15 protein-coding genes are annotated in these 17,875 nt (G+C 59.0%); 7 read left to right on the forward strand and 8 right to left on the reverse strand.

All coding sequences use genetic code 11. The features are described from left to right. Positions 1-20: 20 nt before the first annotated feature. Both H2Z84_RS14685 and H2Z84_RS14690 read left to right on the forward strand, forming a co-directional pair. A complete protein-coding gene (locus tag H2Z84_RS14685) occupies positions 21-467 on the forward strand; it encodes a MarR family winged helix-turn-helix transcriptional regulator (protein WP_181836650.1) in 447 nt (148 codons plus the stop codon). After that, positions 464-1,978 carry a DHA2 family efflux MFS transporter permease subunit gene (locus tag H2Z84_RS14690; RefSeq protein ID WP_220272859.1) on the forward strand — a complete coding sequence of 505 codons (1,515 nt, stop codon included), beginning with the start codon at positions 464-466 and terminating at the stop codon, positions 1,976-1,978. Before H2Z84_RS14685 ends, H2Z84_RS14690 begins: the two co-directional genes overlap by 4 nt. Before the next feature lie 71 nt (positions 1,979-2,049). Here the strand turns inward: H2Z84_RS14690 and H2Z84_RS14695 are convergent, their stop codons facing one another. After that, entirely contained in the window at positions 2,050-2,841 is a 792-nt protein-coding gene (locus H2Z84_RS14695; RefSeq protein WP_181836651.1) for an inositol monophosphatase family protein, read from the reverse strand. A 141-nt stretch (positions 2,842-2,982) separates the two neighbouring features. On the opposite strand from H2Z84_RS14695, the gene H2Z84_RS14700 reads away from it, so the two are divergent. From H2Z84_RS14700 to H2Z84_RS14710, 3 genes are read left to right on the forward strand one after another with little or no spacing between them, the layout of a single operon-like run. Beyond that, positions 2,983-3,747: an RNA methyltransferase gene (locus H2Z84_RS14700; protein ID WP_181836652.1), complete on the forward strand. Its 765-nt coding sequence runs from the start codon at positions 2,983-2,985 to the stop codon at positions 3,745-3,747. Then, the gene (locus tag H2Z84_RS14705) at positions 3,725-4,660 is read left to right on the forward strand and encodes a DUF1853 family protein (RefSeq protein WP_181836653.1); all 936 of its coding nucleotides are present in this window, start codon (positions 3,725-3,727) and stop codon (positions 4,658-4,660) included. Before H2Z84_RS14700 ends, H2Z84_RS14705 begins: the two co-directional genes overlap by 23 nt. Then, a complete protein-coding gene (locus H2Z84_RS14710) occupies positions 4,657-5,115 on the forward strand; it encodes a flavodoxin family protein (protein WP_181836654.1) in 459 nt (152 codons plus the stop codon). Before H2Z84_RS14705 ends, H2Z84_RS14710 begins: the two co-directional genes overlap by 4 nt. A 133-nt stretch (positions 5,116-5,248) precedes the next feature. On the opposite strand, the gene fnr is transcribed toward H2Z84_RS14710, so the two are convergent. Further along, positions 5,249-5,995 (reverse strand): fumarate/nitrate reduction transcriptional regulator Fnr, encoded by a 747-nt coding sequence (gene fnr, locus H2Z84_RS14715; protein WP_059285224.1) that lies wholly within the window; start codon positions 5,993-5,995, stop codon positions 5,249-5,251. Between the two features lie 112 nt (positions 5,996-6,107). On the opposite strand from fnr, the gene hemN reads away from it, so the two are divergent. Further along, positions 6,108-7,514, forward strand: a complete 1,407-nt coding sequence (hemN, locus tag H2Z84_RS14720; protein ID WP_181836655.1) for an oxygen-independent coproporphyrinogen III oxidase — start codon at positions 6,108-6,110, stop codon at positions 7,512-7,514. A 120-nt stretch (positions 7,515-7,634) separates the two neighbouring features. On the opposite strand, the gene H2Z84_RS14725 is transcribed toward hemN, so the two are convergent. Both H2Z84_RS14725 and hmpA read right to left on the reverse strand, forming a co-directional pair. Further along, the gene (locus tag H2Z84_RS14725) at positions 7,635-8,105 is read right to left on the reverse strand and encodes an RrF2 family transcriptional regulator (RefSeq protein ID WP_181836656.1); all 471 of its coding nucleotides are present in this window, start codon (positions 8,103-8,105) and stop codon (positions 7,635-7,637) included. A gap of 89 nt (positions 8,106-8,194) precedes the next feature. After that, the gene (gene hmpA, locus H2Z84_RS14730) at positions 8,195-9,418 is read right to left on the reverse strand and encodes an NO-inducible flavohemoprotein (protein ID WP_181836657.1); all 1,224 of its coding nucleotides are present in this window, start codon (positions 9,416-9,418) and stop codon (positions 8,195-8,197) included. A 267-nt stretch (positions 9,419-9,685) separates the two neighbouring features. Between hmpA and H2Z84_RS14735 the strand changes: the two genes are divergently transcribed. Next, positions 9,686-11,632, forward strand: a complete 1,947-nt coding sequence (locus H2Z84_RS14735) for a methyl-accepting chemotaxis protein (protein ID WP_181836658.1) — start codon at positions 9,686-9,688, stop codon at positions 11,630-11,632. Here the strand turns inward: H2Z84_RS14735 and H2Z84_RS14740 are convergent, their stop codons facing one another. The 4 genes from H2Z84_RS14740 to H2Z84_RS14755 all read right to left on the reverse strand — a co-directional run bounded on the left by H2Z84_RS14740 (position 11,633) and on the right by H2Z84_RS14755 (position 17,848). Continuing rightward, complete coding sequence (locus tag H2Z84_RS14740) at positions 11,633-11,908, reverse strand: hypothetical protein (RefSeq protein ID WP_181836659.1); 276 nt, start codon at positions 11,906-11,908, stop codon at positions 11,633-11,635. A 150-nt stretch (positions 11,909-12,058) separates the two neighbouring features. After that, on the reverse strand, positions 12,059-13,774 hold the full coding sequence (gene betA / locus H2Z84_RS14745; protein ID WP_181836660.1) for a choline dehydrogenase: 1,716 nt from the start codon (positions 13,772-13,774) through the stop codon (positions 12,059-12,061). A gap of 201 nt (positions 13,775-13,975) precedes the next feature. After that, a complete protein-coding gene (gene betB / locus H2Z84_RS14750) occupies positions 13,976-15,484 on the reverse strand; it encodes a betaine-aldehyde dehydrogenase (protein ID WP_181836661.1) in 1,509 nt (502 codons plus the stop codon). A 558-nt stretch (positions 15,485-16,042) separates the two neighbouring features. Then, positions 16,043-17,848 (reverse strand): AAA family ATPase, encoded by a 1,806-nt coding sequence (locus tag H2Z84_RS14755; RefSeq protein ID WP_181836662.1) that lies wholly within the window; start codon positions 17,846-17,848, stop codon positions 16,043-16,045. Positions 17,849-17,875 lie beyond the last annotated feature (27 nt).

Here is a 17,875-nt window from a genome sequence, read left to right on the forward strand (position 1 = left end):
ATTATTTGATGGAGCAAGGCATGAGTCAGTCGCATCAGGAAGTGGCCGAGTTGCTGGGTGCGGTACCCAAGGCCTGGCGGGCGCTGCTGGACCAGCGGCTGCGGCCTTATGGTTTTTCCCAGGCCACCTGGCAGGTCTTGCTCAAGCTGGGCCGTGCGGGCGAGCCCTTACTGCAAAACGAGCTGGCGGCCCGTGTCGGCATCGAACCCGCTTCGCTGGTGCGCCTGCTGGATGTGTTGCAGGCCGATGGCTGGATTGTCCGTCAGCAGGATGAGCAGGACCGTCGCGCCAAGCGGATTTGCCTGACGGCCAAGGCGCAGCAGTTGTCCGGCGAGTTGCTGCAGGTGGCTGATGCACTCAAGGCCGAGCTGCTGGACGGGCTGGACCCGCAGGAATTGCAGACCTGTATCAAGGTGCTGGCGCAAATCCGCGCAGCGGCCGAACAGGCAGAGGAGCCGCCTGCGTGAGCAAGCGGCTGCTGGTGACCGTGGCGGTGATGGCTGCCACGGTGATGCAGGTGCTGGACACCACCATCGTCAACGTCGCGTTACCGCAGATGCAGGGCGAGCTGGGTGCGACATCAGACCAGATCAGCTGGGTGCTGACCAGTTATCTGGTGGCGTCGGCCATCTGCATGCCACTTACCGGCTTTCTGACCGACCGGCTGGGGCGGCGGCGCTATCTGCTATTGTCGATCAGCGGTTTTGTGCTGGCCTCCATGCTGTGCGGCGTGGCGCTGAATCTGGGGCAGCTGGTGGCTTTCCGTCTGCTACAAGGGGTGTTCGGTGCGGCACTGGTACCCTTGTCGCAGGCCATCATGGTAGATAACTATCCGCGCGAGCAGCGCGGCAAGGCCATGGCCATCTGGGGCATGGGGGTGATGGTGGGGCCGATTGCCGGGCCCACGCTGGGCGGCTGGCTGACTGATATGTTCGATTGGCGCTGGACCTTCTTCATCAATCTGCCGGTGGGCTTGCTGTCGCTGTTGCTGGCGCGGCAGGTGCCGGACACGCCACGGCGTGAGCGTGGCATAGACTGGCTGGGCCTGATGATGATTTCGCTGGCCATTGGCGGCATCCAGTATGTGCTGGACCGTGGCAATGGTGATGACTGGTTCTCCAGCCGCGGCATTGTCACGGCAGCCTTGCTGGCGGTATTGGGTGCGGTGGGTTTTATCTGGCGCGGTCTGTTCGGCGCGGCGCACCCCTTGTTCGACCTGCACATGTTCAAGGACCGTAACTTTGTTGCCGCCAGCATCGTCATTGCCGCGCTGGGCCTGTCCATGTACGGGGCCATGGTGATCCAGCCCATCATGCTGGAAGGGCTGTTTCACTACCCCACCATGGATACCGGCCTGATCATGGCACCGCGCGGCATCGCCAGCCTGGTGAGCATGATGATCGTGGGCCGGCTGATTGGCCGGGTGGATTCTCGCTATCTGATTGGCAGCGGTTTGCTGATCGGGGCCTGTGGTACCTGGGTCTGTACGCACTACAATCTGGACACCAGTCCCTTCTGGTTTGCCTGGCCGGTGCTGCTGCAAGGCTTTGGGCTGGGGATGATCTACGTGCCGCTGTCGGCCATGGCCATGTCCACCTTGCCTGCACGGCTGTCGGCCGAGGCTGCGGGGCTGTTCAGCCTGTTGCGTACCATGGGTTCCTCGGTGGGCATTGCCATTGTCAGCACGGCTTATTCACGCGGTGAGCAGTCGGCCTGGAATGCCATGGTGGGGCAGTTCAATCTGTATAACCCGTGGCTGAGCGACTATCTGGCGCGCATGGGCAAGACCAGCCTGGACAGCACTGCCGCCGTGCAACTGGCGGCCGAGCTGCAGCGTCAGGCGCTGATGGTGTCGATTGTCGATGTGTACTGGCTGATTACCTACAGCTTTCTGGCGATGCTGCCCTTGTTGCTGCTGCTCAAGCCGCGCCAGGCAGCTGCAGATGCGCCCGCGGTGGAAGTGGTGATGCACGAATAGCCGGCGGTGAGTGGGCAATAAAAAACGGCGACCCGCGGGTCGCCGTTTTTGCTGCCTGCCAGAGGCAATGATTACTTGTTCAGGTGCGGAGCGATGGTAGCCAGCAGCTGGGCCAGCACCTTGGGGTTGGCAGCCACGATATCGCCGGATTCCAGCCATTCCTGTTCGCCGGTCAGGTCGGTGACGATGCCACCTGCCTCTTGCACGATCAGGCTGCCGGCAGCGATGTCCCACGGCTTCAGGTTCAGTTCCCAGAAACCATCGACGCGACCGCAGGCTACATTGCACAGGTCGAGCGAGGCTGCGCCTTCGCGACGTACGCCGGCGGTTTTGCCCAGCACGTCTTTGAGCATGCCCAGGTATTGGTCGATATAGCTTTGGTCGGATACCGGGAAACCGGTAGCGATCACGCATTCATTCATCATGAAGCGCTTGGAGACACGGATACGGCGGTCATTCAGGAAGGCGCCCACGCCACGGCTGGCGGTGAACAGGTCGTTGCGGCTGGGGTCGTATACCACGGCCTGCTGTACCTGGCCCTTGTGCGCCAGGGCGATGGAAATGGCGTATTGCTGATGGCCGTGCAGGAAGTTGGTGGTGCCGTCGATGGGGTCGATGATCCACTCGTATTCGGAGGAGCCCACGCCTTTGGCGCCGGACTCTTCTGCTAGAATGGCGTGCTTGGGGTACGCCTCAAGAATCATGTCGACGATGGCCTGCTCGGCAGCGCGGTCCACATCGGTCACAAAGTCATTGTGCTTTTTCTTTTCTACGCGAATGGTATCGAGGTTAAGCGACGCGCGCTGGACAACACTGCCAGCACGGCGAGCGGCTTTAACCGCGATATTGAGCATCGGATGCATTGACGGCCTCTAGAACGGATAGCAGATGTCAGCCAACACGGCTCGACATCTGACGGTAACAATCTGGGTTAAGGAACAAAAAAAGCCGACGCGAGTGCGCGGGCTTTTTGATATGCCCGCTATTTTAATGTGAAACCGCTGATGAATAAACCCCAAGTACCTGATTTTCTGAAAAACATTCGTGTGGTGTTGGCCCGGCCCAACCATCCGGGCAATATCGGCTCGGCCGCCCGTGCCATGAAAACCATGGGCCTGACCCGGCTATATCTGGTGGAACCCAAGGTGTTTCCCAGCGATGAGGCCAATGCGCTGGCTTCCGGTGCGGTGGATGTGCTGGAGAGCGCGACCGTGGTGTCCAGCCTGGCCGAGGCCCTGAGCGATGTCACCGTGGCCTGCGCGCTGACCAGCCGCCGCCGCGAGCTGACCACGCCCTTGTCCACTCCGCGTGAAACCACGCCAGAACTGGTGGCCCGTGCCCGTGATGGCGAACAGGTGGCGCTGGTGTTCGGCAATGAAACCTTCGGCCTGTCGATTGAAGAAGTGGAACAGTGCAACCGGCTGGTCACCATCCCCGGCAATCCGGATTATTTCTCGCTCAATCTGGCCATGGCCGTGCAGGTGATGACCTACGAGCTGTTCAGCCATACCGGTGTGGATGTGGAATACCTGCGCCCGGAAAGCGAAACCGCCAGCCTGGGCGAGGTGGAAGGCTTCTGCCAGCATCTGGACCAGACCATGGATGCCATCGGCTATTACCGCCGCCGCAACAGCGAACGCCTGATGCGCCGCATGCGTGCGCTGTTCAATCGTTCCGGCATGCTGCGCGACGAGGTGGACATCCTGCGTGGCCTGATGAAACAGATCCAACGCGTGGCAGATGGCCATGAGCACGACGGCGAAGCCTGAGCGCGGTTTTCATCTCCCTTACACGCAGCCGGCGCTGCGTGATCTGGCTTTTCTGCTAATCTCGCCTGCGCCCTGGAATAGTGGCCGCAATCTCTCGCCCGCGCAGTTGCTGGGGGAGCAGGGCGAGGCTCTGCTGGCGGCGCTGGAGCAAGACCCCACGCCGCTTGTCCACTGGCTGGCGCAACAGCCTTGCCAGCGGCTTGGCCACTATGCCGAACGCCTGCTGGCTTTCTGGTTCCGGCTGGCTCCGCATATCGAACTGGTGGCGGCCAACCTGCCAGTGCGTGACTCCGCCGGCCGCACCATTGGCGAATTCGATTTCCTGATCCGGCTGGATGGCGTGCCGCTGCATGTGGAAACCGCCAGCAAATTCTATCTGCAACTGGGGCATGGCCCGGACACCCTGGTTGGCCCCAGCCTGCGCGATGCCTGGCCGCTCAAGGCCGCCAAATTACAGGAACAACTGCAACTGGCCCGTCATCCAGCGGCTGCCCGCGTCTTGCCGCCCGGTTTTGCTGGCTGTGCCAGTGTGGCGCGACTGGCGGGCTGGTTTTTCTATGCCGATGTGCCGACCACTCTGCTAGCCCCTCTGGCTGAGGATCAACTGCAAGGCTGGATCAGTCCGCTGCAGCAGCCCTGGCCAAGCTTTTCCAGCGGTGGACGCTGGATATGGCTGTCGCGGCTGGGCTGGTTGGCCCCGGCGCGGGTGGCGCAAGGTGCGGTACGTGAGCAGGACAGCCTGCGCCAAGAGCTGTTGCAGGCGGCGGTGCCGCAGCTGGTGGCCGAATTGCTGCCAGTGGGCGATGGTTGCTGGGAGGAGGTGGCGCGCGGCTTTGTGGTGCCACCAGGCTGGCCGCAGCAGGAGCGGCTGCAGGATTTGCTGGCCACGATTGATGGCAGGCCCGCTCCATGAAACGGTTGCTGATTGTCTACGCCAGTCAGACTGGCCACACCCTGCAACTGGTCGATGCCTTCTGTCAGCCGCTATTGCCACTGTGCGCAGAGCTCAGCATCAGCCGCCTCTCAGCAGACTCGGCTGATCTGGATGACTTGCTGGTAGCTGATGCCATCGTGCTGGCAACGCCGGAAAACTTCGGCTATATGGCGGGTAAAATGAAAGATTTTTTTGATCGTACCTATTACCCGGCGCAGGGGAAAACCGAAGGGCTACCCTACCTGATGCTGGTATCAGCGGGCACGGATGGTTTGGGGGCGATCCAGGCCATGCGACGCATTGCTTGTGGTTATGGCTGGAAGGAAGTCTTGCCGCCCTTGCTGGCCCAGGGTGAGGTATCGCCGCAGCATCGAGAACAGGCAATCGAGCGGGGAGACATGCTGGCTGCGGGCTTGCTGGTGGGGCGCTGGTGAGCGTCTGACAAGGGTTTAGCCGACCGGACTAGGTCTTCAGACGAATGGTCGGCACTGCCAGTAGTGCGCAATATGCAAAAAACACCGCAGGCTGTCTGGAAACAGGCTGCAGTGTTCTTGGTTTCCTGCTGCTTCAGACGCCGTTGGCGTGGGTGCAGCCGGCAATCAGGTCTTTCAGTGCGTCGGCCTTGATCAGCTGGATGTGCTTGTGATCAACACTCAGCCAGCCCTGCTGCTGGAACTTGGACAGCGTACGGCTGACGGTTTCCAGTTTCAGGCCGAGGAAGCTGCCGATTTCCTCACGGCTCATGCGCAGGATGAAATCGTTGGCGGCAAAGCCGCGCGTGGACAGACGTTGCGACAAATTGAGTAGGAAGGCGGCCAGGCGTTCTTCCGCCTTCATATTGCCCAACAGCAGCATGACATTCTGATCGCGTACGATTTCGCGGCTCATCAGCCGGAAAAAGTGGTGCTGCAGGCTGGGAATGTCGCGCCCCAGGCTTTCCATGCGGTTGAAGGGCAGCTCGCAGACTTCGCTGTCTTCCAGGGCAATGGCGTCGCAGCCATGCACATTGGACGAAATGCCATCGAGGCCCATCAGTTCGCCGGACATCAAAAAGCCGGTGACCTGCTCGCGACCGTCCTGACTGGCGACGCTGGTTTTGAAGAAACCGGTACGCACTGCGAACAGGGACTTGAAGCCCTCGCCGCTGCGGAACAGGTACTCGCCGCGCTTGAGGCGGCGGCTCTGACGGATCACGGCATCCAGCTGCGTCATTTCGTCGCGGTTCAACCCGATGGGCAGGCAGAGTTCGCGCAGGCTGCAGTTGGAGCAGGACACCTTCAGTGCGTGAATAGTGTGTTGGTTTTGGTCAGACATCGAGTGTTTTGTACAACCCTGTAAAGAAGCTTGACCCTTGTCAAAGCGGAATTCACACGTTTTCCGCAAATTTACCAGTCCACCTGACGTTTGACTATCAATACCCGACGACATGCACACCACCCATCCGTTTTCGCCCACCCACTGTGAGTTCGACCGAGCGTTGATCGAACGTCTTGATGGCTCTGGCCCAAGATACACTTCTTACCCGACTGCCGACCGGTTTACCCCGGCGTTTGGCGAGAAGGACTATAAACACTGGCTGAAGCAACGCCACCTCGGCATGCATCAGAACGCAATATCATTGTACGTTCATATACCGTTCTGCAACACGGTATGTTACTACTGCGGCTGCAACAAGATCATCACCAAAGACAAAAGCCGCGCTGATCGTTACCTCGACTATCTGGAAAAAGAGATCAAGCTGGTTGCGGCTTCATTGGGCTGTCGCGAAAAGCTGATCCAGCTGCATTTCGGCGGTGGTACCCCCACCTTCCTGTCTGATGAACAGCTGGACCGGTTGATGGGCATGCTGCGCACTCACTTCGAATTTTTGCCGGAGGGAGAATATTCCATCGAGATCGATCCGCGCAAGGTCGGTCGCGATACCGTGCACCATCTGGCACGTCTTGGTTTTAATCGCATGAGCGTGGGTATTCAGGATTTCGACCCGCAGGTACAACAGGCGGTTAATCGGGTGCAGAGCGAAGCCGAGACCATGGAAGTGATCGATGCTGCCCGCGAGGCGGGCTTCAAATCGGTCAGTGTGGACCTGATCTACGGACTGCCGCTGCAGACGCGTGCATCGCTGAAAGCCACGCTGGACAAGGTGATTGCCATCAGCCCGGACCGGCTGGCGCTGTACAACTATGCCCACCTGCCCACGGTGTTCATGCCGCAGCGGCGCATCAATGAAGCGGATCTGCCGGCCGCCAGCACCAAGCTGGACATCCTGCAGGACGCGGTCAAAAGCCTGGCGGATGCCGGCTATGTATTTATCGGCATGGACCACTTTGCCAAGCCGGAAGACGACCTGGCCATCGCCTTGCGTCAGGCCCGCCTGCAGCGCAATTTCCAGGGCTATTCCACTCATGCCGACTGCGACATGATCGGCCTTGGGGTATCGTCCATTGGCAAGGTTGGCCCCTGTTACAGCCAGAACGAGAAAGACCTGGACAGCTATTACGCGGCGCTGGACGAAGGCCGCCTGCCGGTGATGCGCGGCATGGTGCTGGACCAGGACGACATCCTGCGCCGTGGCATTATTCAGGCGCTGATGTGCCGCTTCTCGCTATCGGTGGAGGCCATCGAGCAGGTGCACGGTATCAATTTTGCCGAATATTTTGCCGCCGAACTGCCGGCCATCCGTGAATATCACAAGCTGGGCTTGCTGACTTTTGACGGTGATTTCCTGATGGTGGAGCCCAAGGGGCGTTTCTTGATCCGCAATATCGCCATGTTGTTTGACCGCCATTTGCGCGAACGTGAAACCAAGGCGCGTTATTCCAAGACGATTTGATGCACTGATTGCTGTTTTTCCAAGGGGAAACCCTGAAAAAAACCGTGAAAAAAAGCCCGCGCACAGCGGGCTTTTTGTTTGAAAAGTGATGGTTTTTTACAACAGATTGGCGTGCTTCGCTCAGCCTTCTACGGCGTCCTCCGGCAAGGAGGGCGGATTTTGCTGTCTGTGCAGCCGAATAATCGCCTCTCCGGTGGGGCTGGCGACGATATCGCGCAGGGTATATCCATCAAGAGCTGTAAAAAAGGCTTGTAAGCCGATATCCAGTGCCGATTTGAGACGGCAATCCTGGCGTAATGCGCAAGGGGGCGTGGCACAGTCGATCAGGGCGGCATTGCCCTCCAGCGTGCGAATGATGCCACCCAGCCGGTAATGCTCCGGCGGCTGTGCCAGTGCCAGGCCGCCACCCTTGCCACGGCTGGTCAGCAGCCAGCCTTGCTGCCCCATGAAATGCACCACTTTCACCAGATGATTGCGCGATACGGCAAAGCGCTCGGCGATTTCGCTGATGGTAACGGCCTGTGCGCGATCTCGATGTGTCAGGTACATCAGCACGCGCAGTGCCAGATCGGTAAAACGGTTCAGTTGCATGGGCGGGATGGGTAAAGGCGGTGCCGCGCAGGATACTCCGCACGGCCCACCCTCACAATGCGCTGCGGCAAACCCCGTGCATCTGGCAATCAGTCACCGGCCATGGCGTTGGAGCCGAATACTTCCATGTGGATGCGTGTTGCTGGCACACCGCTGGCACGCAGCTGTGTGCGTTGCTGCTGCATGAAGGCTTGCGGGCCACACAGGTAGTAGTCGGCATCGGTCAGCAGGGCATGTTCACGGATGGCTTCGGCATCGATGCGGCCGGCACGCTGGTAGTCTTGGCCCAGTCGGTCTGCATCTTGCGGGCATTCATAAAATACTGTGCTGGCCAGCGCCGGGTGCTGTGCCGCCAGTTGGCCGACTTCCTGTTTCATGGCATGGACCTGGCCGTGCCGTGCGGCATGCAGGTAGCGGATGGGGCGCTGACTACCGCTTTCCAGCAGGTGCTTGAGCATGGACAGCAGGGGAGTTTGGCCCACTCCGGCGCTGATCAGCACTACCGGGGTCGCGCGATCCTGATGCAGTACGAAGTCACCGAAGGGCGGCGACACCTGCAGGATGTCGCCTTCTTTCAGTTCGGCATGCAACTGGCCGGATACCTTGCCTGCCGGGGCTTCCCCTTGTGCTGCTTCGCGCTTGACCGAAATGCGCAGCCAGTCTTTGCCGGGAGCATCGGACAGGCTGTATTGGCGCGGCTGGCTCAGGCCCCATTCCGGGATAAAGCGCTGTACCGATACATACTGACCGGGCTGGAAGTCTGGCAGCGCGCCACCATCGGCGGGGTGCAGATAGAAGGAGGTGATTTCTGCACTTTCCTGCTGCTTGTTCACCACCCGGAACGGCCGCCAGCCGCTCCAGCCGCCAGGCTGGGTGGCAGCGCGCTGGTACAGGCTGTTTTCCAGATTGATCAGCAGATCGGCCAGTTGCTGATAGGCCGCGGCCCAGGCTTCCAGCAGGCTGTCCGGAGCGGCTTCTTCGCCCAGAACCTCGCGGATGGACGCCAGCAGATGCTTGCCAACAATCGGGTAGTGCTCGGCACGGATGCCCAGGCTGGTGTGCTTGTGGGCTACCCGCTCCAGTACCGGCAGCAGTACCTCGGGGGCATCGATATGTTCGGCGTAGGCTGCTACGGCCATGGCCAGGGCTTGTTGCTGCTGGCCGGCATGCTGGTGGCCTTGGTTGAAGATGTTTTTCAGCTCTGGATTGTGCTGGAACATGCGTTGGTAAAAATGGCTGGTCAGCAGTACTCCATGCTGTTTCAGGATGGGAGCCGTGGCTTTGACCAGCTGGCGGGTGGACACGTCTAACATGGCAATTCCTTATGATGTTTTTAAAATGAATCTTTATTGGCGCGCAGTGCTTTGCCGAACAAATCTTGCTGCTACTTAAAGATGTAAAAATAATACATCTTTAATGATGCGTTGTCATCGCCAGCATCAAGCGCATCGCGTCGTGAAGAATTTCGGCAATTACTGTGGACTGGGCGCGATGGGGCAGGAATTTTGCACCTATAAATGAAAGGCTTGCCCACCATATAAAAGACATAGGGCAAGGCGAATATCCCAGAGGAGTTGTCTATGTTCCGTCTTGTTGCGCGCTGGATGCAGCGCTTGAGTTACCCCACGCGCTTTGCCGTGATCGGGGCTGTCTTTGCCATTGCACTGGTTTATCTCACCTACGGGCTGTACCGCAGCAATCAGGATAATGTCGATTTCTCCAGTAAGGAGCTGGTTGGCGTGCAGTACCTGCAGCCGGCGATGAAGCTGCTGCTGACCCTGGAGCAGGCACAGCAGGCAACCGACAAGGCCGCACTTGCCGCCGGACTGGAAGAGCAATGGCAGCGCATGCAGCAGACGCACCAACAGCTAAACGGGAGTCTGGGGCTGGACAAGGGGTGGGCTGCGCTGGAGGGGGCGTGGCAAAAGCTGAAAGGCACACCGGAGCTGGCCAATTACCAGGGAATGACAGGTAGCTTGCTGGAGCTGATCGGCATGGCCAGCGATCAGTCGAATCTGACGCTGGACCCGGATATCGATACTTTTTATCTGATGGATGCGGTGACAGTGCAATGGCCACACTGGCTGACCCGCACCAGCCAGGCGAATGGGCTGTTGCTGGCCGCCAAGGGCCAAGCGCTGGGCGGCAGTGGCCGTGATCAGGCCTTGGGCCTGCAACCGCTATTGCATGACAGCCTGCAACGGTTGCAACAGGATCTGGCCAAGGCGGCCGCTTATAACGCCGCAGTCAAAACCGGCTTTGCCGGCGCGGATGAAAAGCTGGTTGCCCAGTCGGATCTGAATGCCGCAGCACTGGACAAGGCGATTGCCGGGCAGGGACAGGCCGACAGCGCCCTGCAGGCCGCTTCGCTAGAGGTCGCCGGCCATTTTCAGCAAGTAGCCTTGCAACAACTGGGCAGCCTGCTGGACGCCCGCATCGGCCGCATACAGTGGCAGCGCGATGTGTATCTGGCTTGCGCTGCTTTTGCCTTCCTGCTGTCTACGTATCTGTTTATTGCGCTATACCTGTCGATTACCGCCCAGCTGGGGGGCGAGCCGTTTTATGTGCAGAGTGTGGTGGAGCAGATTGCCGCCGGGCGGCTGGATACGCGTATCGAGCTGCAAGGCAGGGATGATTCCAGCTTGCTGGCCGCCATCCGCCAGATGCGCAATCAGCTGCGCGAGACGGTACAGCAACTGGTTGCGACGTCACGACAGCTGGATGGTGCGGCCCATGACGTGGCGGATGGGGCCAGCCAGGTGGCGCATAGCAGCGATCGTCAGTCCGAGGCTGCTTCCAGCATGGCCGCAGCGGTAGAGGAGTTGAGTACCAGCCTGGCGGTGAGTGCCGAGCGTTCGGTCGAGGCGCATGAGCTGTCGCGTAGCGCGGTGCAGCAGTCTGGCTCCGGCGCTACGGTGATCCAGGGGGCGGGGCGCAGCATGGACAGCATCGTGCGCGAGATATCCACCGTATCCGACACCATTCAGGTGCTGAGCAAACAGTCGGAGTCCATCGTCGGCATTGTCGATGTGATCCGCGACGTGGCCGATCAGACCAATCTGCTGGCACTCAATGCGGCTATCGAGGCAGCGCGGGCCGGCGAGCAAGGGCGTGGCTTTGCCGTGGTGGCGGATGAGGTACGCAAGCTGGCCGAGCGCACTGCGCAGTCCACCATGGAGATCGCCGGCATCGTGCAGCAGATCCAGGGTACGGCGCGCCATGCTGCTGGCAGCATGAATGCTGGGATGCATACCGTGCAAAGCGGCCAGCAACATGCCCGCGATGCCGGCTCGGCCATCATCACCATCCAGCAGCAGGTTGACCAGGTACAACTGGTGGTGGCCGACATCCAGATGGCTTTGAACGAGCAGAGCAATACCAGCCAGGTGTTGGCAAAAAATGTGGAGCAGGTGGCACAGATGTCGGAGGAAAACAGCCGGGCGATGAAGGGGACTGCGGAGACGGTGGGGCAGTTGCAGGGTTTGTCCGAGCAGCTCAGTGTGTTGGCGGCGCGCTTTACCGTGTAGTCAGGCGCAGAGGCGGGTATAACAAGGCAAAGGCCGCTGGGAAGCGGCCTTTGTCATGGGGAGGTGGCGAGAAAAACTGCCAGGTGCGTTGTCCTCACTGTTGGGTTCGACAGCGTGGGCTGCCGGGGAGTGATCGATCCAGTCCAGCTCATCCAGCTCGGCCAGCATGGCCTGACGGGCGTTCTGGCGCAGGCCGGAACGGCTGTTGCGGTGGGCGCCACCCTTTTTCAGCAAGGGTGAGCAGGCGTAGGGATTACGCGGTTTCACGGTGTGCATTTTCATCTCCATGCATGCGGCTGCGGCGCAGCTGCTGCAGGGCATTGTAGAAAGCACAGCGCCACAGTCAAGCTGCAGCGACTGTGGCGTGTGGGATGGGCAGGGCAAACCTCGCGCGATTCGCTGGCTTGCCCTGCCCGCGACCCTGGCTTAGTGTGCCGGCGTGGTGGCGCTGGCGGGCCAGGGAAAATCCGCCGTACCCATCAGCCGTACCGGCTGCGTGCCGGCGGTGAAATACGCGGCTTGCGAACGTGGCAATGACGTGCGGCCACGAATGGCATCGGCCAGTTTCTCCGCCATCATGATGACCGGCGCATTGAGGTTGCCGGTGGTGACACGCGGCATGATGGAGGCGTCTACCACGCGCAGGCCGTCCACGCCGTGCACCAGGCCGTCCTTGTCCACTACTGCCATGTCGTCGTAGCCCATCTTGCAGGTACAGGACGGGTGTAGCGCGGTTTCGGCATGTTCGCGCACGAAAGCGTCGATCTCGGCATCGCTCTGAATCTTCATGCCCGGCTTGATTTCTTCGCCACGGAATTCATCAAACGCCTGCTGGGCGATGATTTCGCGCGTCAGCCGCACGCCAGCGCGGAATTCCTGCCAGTCCACTGCATGCGCCATGTAATTGAACTGGAGCAAGGGTTTGACGCGCGGGTCGCGGCTGGCCAGCCGCACAAAACCGGTACTGGGCGAGCGCATGGAGCCGACATGGCACTGGAAACCGTGCGCCTTCACCGGATTGCTGCCGTCGTAATTCATCGCCAGCGGAATGAAGTGGTATTGCAGGTTGGGCCAGGCAAAGTCGCTGTTGCTGCGGATGAAACCACCGGCCTCGAAATGGTTGGTGGCCCCCAGGCCGGTGCCGTTCAGATACCACTCCACGCCGATGGGCGGCTTGTTCCACCACTGCAGCGCCGGGTAAATGGAAACCGGCTTGGTGCAGTGGTATTGCAGATACATTTCCAGATGGTCTTGCAGGTTCTCGCCCACGCCGGGCAGGTGTACCACGCTGCTGATGCCGTGTTGTTTGAGCTGGTCGGCATTGCCCACACCGGAACGCTGCAATAGCTGCGGGCTGGCAATCGCGCCGTTGCAGACAATGACTTCGCGCCGCGCTTCGGCCTGTTGCAGGTTGCCGCCTTGCAGATAGCTCACGCCCACGGCGCGGTTGCCGGCAAACTGGATCTGGTCAGCCAGTGCGCGGGTTTTTACCGTGAGATTGGCGCGGGTGCGCGCCTGATCCAGATAGGCCAGCGAGGTACTGCAGCGGCGACCGGATGGCGTAGTGGTGCGGTCCATCGGCCCGAAGCCTTCCTGGCGGTAGCCATTGAGGTCGTCGGTGCGCGGGTAACCTGCCTGCTCGCCTGCCGCGATAAAGGCGTGGTACAGCGGGTTGTTGTCCGGCCGTGGGGTGGTGACATGCAGCGGGCCTTCGCCGCCATGAAAGTCGTTGGCACCCTTGTCGTAGCTTTCCGCCTTGCGGAAGTAGGGCAGGCAGTCCAGATAGCTCCAGTTTTCCAGCCCGCTGTTTTCGGCCCAGCCGTCAAAGTCCAGCGCATTGCCGCGGATGTACACCATGCCGTTGATCAAGGACGAGCCACCCAGCCCCATGCCCCGGCCCTGGGTCATGATGCGGTTGCCCATATGTGGTTCCGGCAGCGTGGTGTAGGCCCAGTTATAGGTGGTGCCTTGCAGCGGGTAGGCCAGCGCCGCCGGCATCTGGGTGCGCCAGTCCAGCCGCCAGTCCGGGCCGCCGGCTTCCAGCAGCAGCACGCTGACATCGGCATCTTCGGTGAGGCGGGCAGCCAGCACACAACCGGCAGAACCGGCCCCGACGATGATGTAATCGAACTGTTGCGACATGGGTGCTCCTTGCTACGGATGGTTCAGACAAGACAAGGGCAGGCCGTGAGGTCTGCCGTTATCGTGTGGATGACCGGGTGAGCCACTTGGCGCGGCTGACAAAATAAGGCAGAGCCCCTGGTGCAAGGCGCGCCGACGCAGACAGTACAAGCAGTACGGCAAGGCGGGGTAACGCTGCAACAGGAGTTCTGCTGGCAGCGCTCAGGCGTAAGGACTGGCCACCCCGGTCAGCTCCACATACACGCTCTTGCGCTGGGTGTAGCAGTCGATGGCGGTAAGGCTGTTTTCATAGCCCAGGCCCGATTCCTTGTAGCCACCAAACGGCATTTCAATCGGCGTGATGTTGTAGTTGTTGATCCAGCACACCCCAGCTTGCAGCTTGGCCACCACGCGGTGGGCGCGTGCCAGGTCGCGGGTGAACACCCCCGCCGCCAGCCCCAGCCGGGTGGCATTGGCGCGCTGGATGACTTCGGCCTCGTCGTCGAACACCAGTACCGACATCACCGGGCCAAAGATTTCCTCGCTGACAATGCGCATGTCGTCGCGGCACTGGTCGAAAATGGTGGGGGCGATGAACCAGCCGGCTTCGCAGCTCGGTACGATCACGCGCTGGCCACCGGCGGCCAGTACCGCGCCTTCGCTCTGGCCGATGTCGATGTACTTGAGCACGCTTTGCGCATGGCTGGGCGATACCTGTGCCCCCACCTGGGTGTCCGGGTGCATCGGGTCGCCAATCTTCAACAGCGCCGTGCGTTCTTTCAGACGCTGCATGAAGGCGGCGTGGATGCTGCGGGCCACGAACACGCGGGTGCCGTTGGTGCAGATTTCGCCCTGGGTATAGAAGTTGGCCAGCATGGCGGCAGACACCGCCTGTTCGATGTCGGCATCGTCAAAGATGATCAGCGGCGACTTGCCGCCCAGCTCCATGGTGACGCGCTTGAGCGTGCTGGCCGCGTCTTTCATGATGGCCTTGCCGGTATCCACCGAGCCGGTAATCGACACCTTGGCCACGCGTTCGTCTGCAATCAGCTGGCGCGCCACGGACGAGCTGCCCTGGATCACGTTGAACACGCCATCCGGCACGCCGGCTTCGCTGTAGATTTCAGCCAGCAGCGCCGCGCTCATCGGCGTCATGCCCGAGGGCTTGTAAATCATGGCATTGCCACAGGCCAGTGCCGGGGCGGATTTCCAGCAGGCAATCTGGATGGGGTAGTTCCACGCGCCTATGCCCAGGCATACGCCCAGCGGCTCGCGCCGGGTATAGGCAAATGCGCCCTTGAGCTGAAAGTGCTCGCCGTGAATGCCAGCGGCCATGCCGGCAAAGTATTCGATGCAATCGGCACCGGACAGCACATCCACCGCCTCGGCTTCCTGGATGGGCTTGCCGTTGTCGCGTACTTCCAGCTCGGCCAGCTCGCGGTTGCGTGCACGCAGAATGCCCACCGCCTTGTTCATGATGCGGCCACGCTCGGCCCCGGTCATTTCGCTCCACACGGCAAAGCCGGCTTCGGCACTCTTCACCGCCTGTTCGGCCTCGGCCGCGCCAGCCTGCTGCACCTTGCACAGCAGTGCGCCAGTGGCGGGGTTGAAGTTGTCGGCGAGCGGCAGCGCTGGATTGTCCAGGTAGCGGCCACCGATATAGCTTTTCAGGATGCCATCTTGCACGGTGTCTTCCTTGTGTTCTGGGTAGGCGATTGCCGATGATGGCATTGATTTAGCCATCAGGCAGGGAAGCTTGCGTGTCAAAAGCCGACACGGGGGCGGATTGTGGCGACATGGGGGAGGCGGTGGCCTGCGCTGGTTGCTTGATGCTGGTGGGTAGGAATCCGCTTGGCGCGGATGATGGTGTGAATGCCGCTTCCGCGCGGCGGCCGGGAAGGAGGGATTGCTTGGCCAATCCCTCCTTCACCTCCAAGGCCACCCCACAAGCATGGCCTGCGGCTGCCCTCCGGGACCCGACCAGGGCGAGGCGCGCCTGAACTCGCGATTGGCTACCGTCCAATCGCTCAAACAGCCAGCCGCTTAAAACCGCAGCAGCGCCACCCGTCGGCATGCTTGACGGGGCCCAGGTTTGGCGTTGGTGCGGTGGGAAAGACGGGGAGATGAGGGTTACTTTGTATGGTAAAGCCAATACGGGAAATGGAGTTTCTGGTTTCGACCCTAAGAGGTCGTTGGCTGCTAGGGAATGCGTCCGCTAATGCTTTGACCAAAGCGGCTCGTTAGCGTGTCCAGCGGCAAAGCCGCGTGCTTGAGCGAGTTGTTGTCTAACTACTCTGCCACACTTTGTAAGTAATCTGAGTAAAGGTACTCGGACTCAGTAATTATGTTTACAGTCCGACCAAATTTCTCATGCATTGCATTGCGTAATTCGGCTAGCATGAATTTCCCTAGGCGTTTTTCGGCCGGCAGTGGCACATTCTCTCCCATAAGCGCTAGGGTGTCCGGGGCATTATCACTTTTGTAAAGCTTCTTCTTTGCCTCGTCACGTTTTCTTGAAAACTTGTGGGCCAGCTTGTTATGCTTAGTCAGGGCAATCTCATCAAGCCATTCACGTATAGTTGCAGGGTCTTCATCAAGTAAAACTCCAATGTGCTCGGGGATTGCGAAGTAGCTTTCAATATCAGAATATTCAGTAATAAAGGCCTTTGCACCGCATTTTTCTATCTTGTCACGTAGAGATTCTTCCTCATCTTTTGTTAGGAAATCATTGTCAGCGTGAATTATTACCGTGCATTCTGGGGCTGATGCCAAAATAAATTCACATAGGGAGTAGGCGGAATTTAGGTTGGTAGAAGCCTTGTATGAATATATGAGCGTCCTGGCCATATCGAAGCCAGACCCCTCCGCCAAAATTTTCATCATATCGAGGTTTGTGTCCTCAGTTAGGAGGACATGTTTGATTTTTCCATTTATTAACTTGTCGAAACTATCAAGTGCACCAATATCCATAAGCATAGGGACTTTTTCGAGAGAATTGCCCTGCTCCTGAATTTTTCCACCTTTCATCCAGACAAAATTGGCCTCACCATATAAAGCTTCCACTAGGTGCCTACTGTGTGTGGATACGATAATTTTCGTCTCCAAATTTTCGACTAGTGCAACAAATGACGCTGCTAGCAGGCCTTGATTGTCTGGGTGTAAGTGTGAGTCAGGTTCGTCTAATAGCAATAGCTTTGGCTTGAAGAGGGTTGCATATGAGAAGATTTGCAATGTTTGAAGTACGCCCGTTCCAATGAGTTCAATGGGTTTTAATGACTGACTGGTACCTGCCTTAATCAATACTTCTATGTAATTGTCATGAACAGGATCAAATCTGATATCAATAGAAAAATTAGGAAAAATCAGCTTCATCAACTGAATTAATTCATTGAGAAGTTTTTTGGTTTTTATTAATAAAAGAACATTTCTCAGATAAAGATTTGCGTCTCCACTTGCAACACCCTTCCTTATAACGCTTTCAGAGCGATATTCCTCTACTTCTGGAATTCCGGCCAAACCTGGAACATAAACTGAGAATGGCGGGATGAATGCTGTGACCATGGCGCCAATAACCGGATTGCCGTGTCGTTCGCAGCCAACATTACCTTCGTTTCTTCCGCGATATACGCGGACTGTGTATTGGTCGTCATCACCCTCAACGACTCCCCTTACTCTGAGGTAACCAAATGCGGATTGGTTTTGATACGGGTCGCCATTGCGAAGGTCAACGAAATTTCTAGCAGGGCAGTAAAGAAGAGACTGTTGGGTGAATGTAACCTTGTCCAGCCGTCTCGCCGCAACGGCAGCACCAGCGCAAAAATGTATACCTTGGAGCATACTACTTTTGCCAGCGTTATTAGCACCGACCAATACATTTATCTCGCCCAGATTAATTTCAGCTTTCTGGACCCGCTTGAACCGCTCTACTTCAATGCTAGTGATTTCCATTGTGTAACCTAGTAATACAACTGGATTGTATGCGGCAAATCCACCGTCTAATCTGCAAATTACGCTGCCTATTCTGCCAAGAATAAGCGGCAACCCTGCCAATGCTTGATCTAACGGACCAAGTCCGTTGACAAACGCAGCAGTCATCACATGTATTGGCGGGCGACTGCTTTT

Origin of the sequence: Aquitalea aquatica, from assembly GCF_013911085.1 — a bacterium.
In the GTDB taxonomy this organism is placed as follows: Bacteria; Pseudomonadota; Gammaproteobacteria; order Burkholderiales; family Chromobacteriaceae; genus Aquitalea; species Aquitalea aquatica.

Coding starts and splice junctions, on each gene's coding strand:
- H2Z84_RS14695 (WP_181836651.1), bottom strand. CDS start 2,841: ATGCATCCGATGCTCAATATCGCGGTTAAAGCCGCTCGCCGTGCTGGC.
- H2Z84_RS14740 (WP_181836659.1), bottom strand. CDS start 11,908: ATGCACACCGTGAAACCGCGTAATCCCTACGCCTGCTCACCCTTGCTG.
- H2Z84_RS14725 (WP_181836656.1), bottom strand. CDS start 8,105: ATGCAACTGAACCGTTTTACCGATCTGGCACTGCGCGTGCTGATGTAC.
- hmpA (WP_181836657.1), bottom strand. CDS start 9,418: ATGTTAGACGTGTCCACCCGCCAGCTGGTCAAAGCCACGGCTCCCATC.
- H2Z84_RS14755 (WP_181836662.1), bottom strand. CDS start 17,848: ATGACTGCTGCGTTTGTCAACGGACTTGGTCCGTTAGATCAAGCATTG.
- H2Z84_RS14710 (WP_181836654.1), top strand. CDS start 4,657: ATGAAACGGTTGCTGATTGTCTACGCCAGTCAGACTGGCCACACCCTG.
- hemN (WP_181836655.1), top strand. CDS start 6,108: ATGCACACCACCCATCCGTTTTCGCCCACCCACTGTGAGTTCGACCGA.
- betA (WP_181836660.1), bottom strand. CDS start 13,774: ATGTCGCAACAGTTCGATTACATCATCGTCGGGGCCGGTTCTGCCGGT.
- H2Z84_RS14685 (WP_181836650.1), top strand. CDS start 21: ATGAGTCAGTCGCATCAGGAAGTGGCCGAGTTGCTGGGTGCGGTACCC.
- H2Z84_RS14735 (WP_181836658.1), top strand. CDS start 9,686: ATGTTCCGTCTTGTTGCGCGCTGGATGCAGCGCTTGAGTTACCCCACG.
- betB (WP_181836661.1), bottom strand. CDS start 15,484: ATGCCATCATCGGCAATCGCCTACCCAGAACACAAGGAAGACACCGTG.
- H2Z84_RS14705 (WP_181836653.1), top strand. CDS start 3,725: ATGAGCACGACGGCGAAGCCTGAGCGCGGTTTTCATCTCCCTTACACG.
- H2Z84_RS14700 (WP_181836652.1), top strand. CDS start 2,983: ATGAATAAACCCCAAGTACCTGATTTTCTGAAAAACATTCGTGTGGTG.
- fnr (WP_059285224.1), bottom strand. CDS start 5,995: ATGTCTGACCAAAACCAACACACTATTCACGCACTGAAGGTGTCCTGC.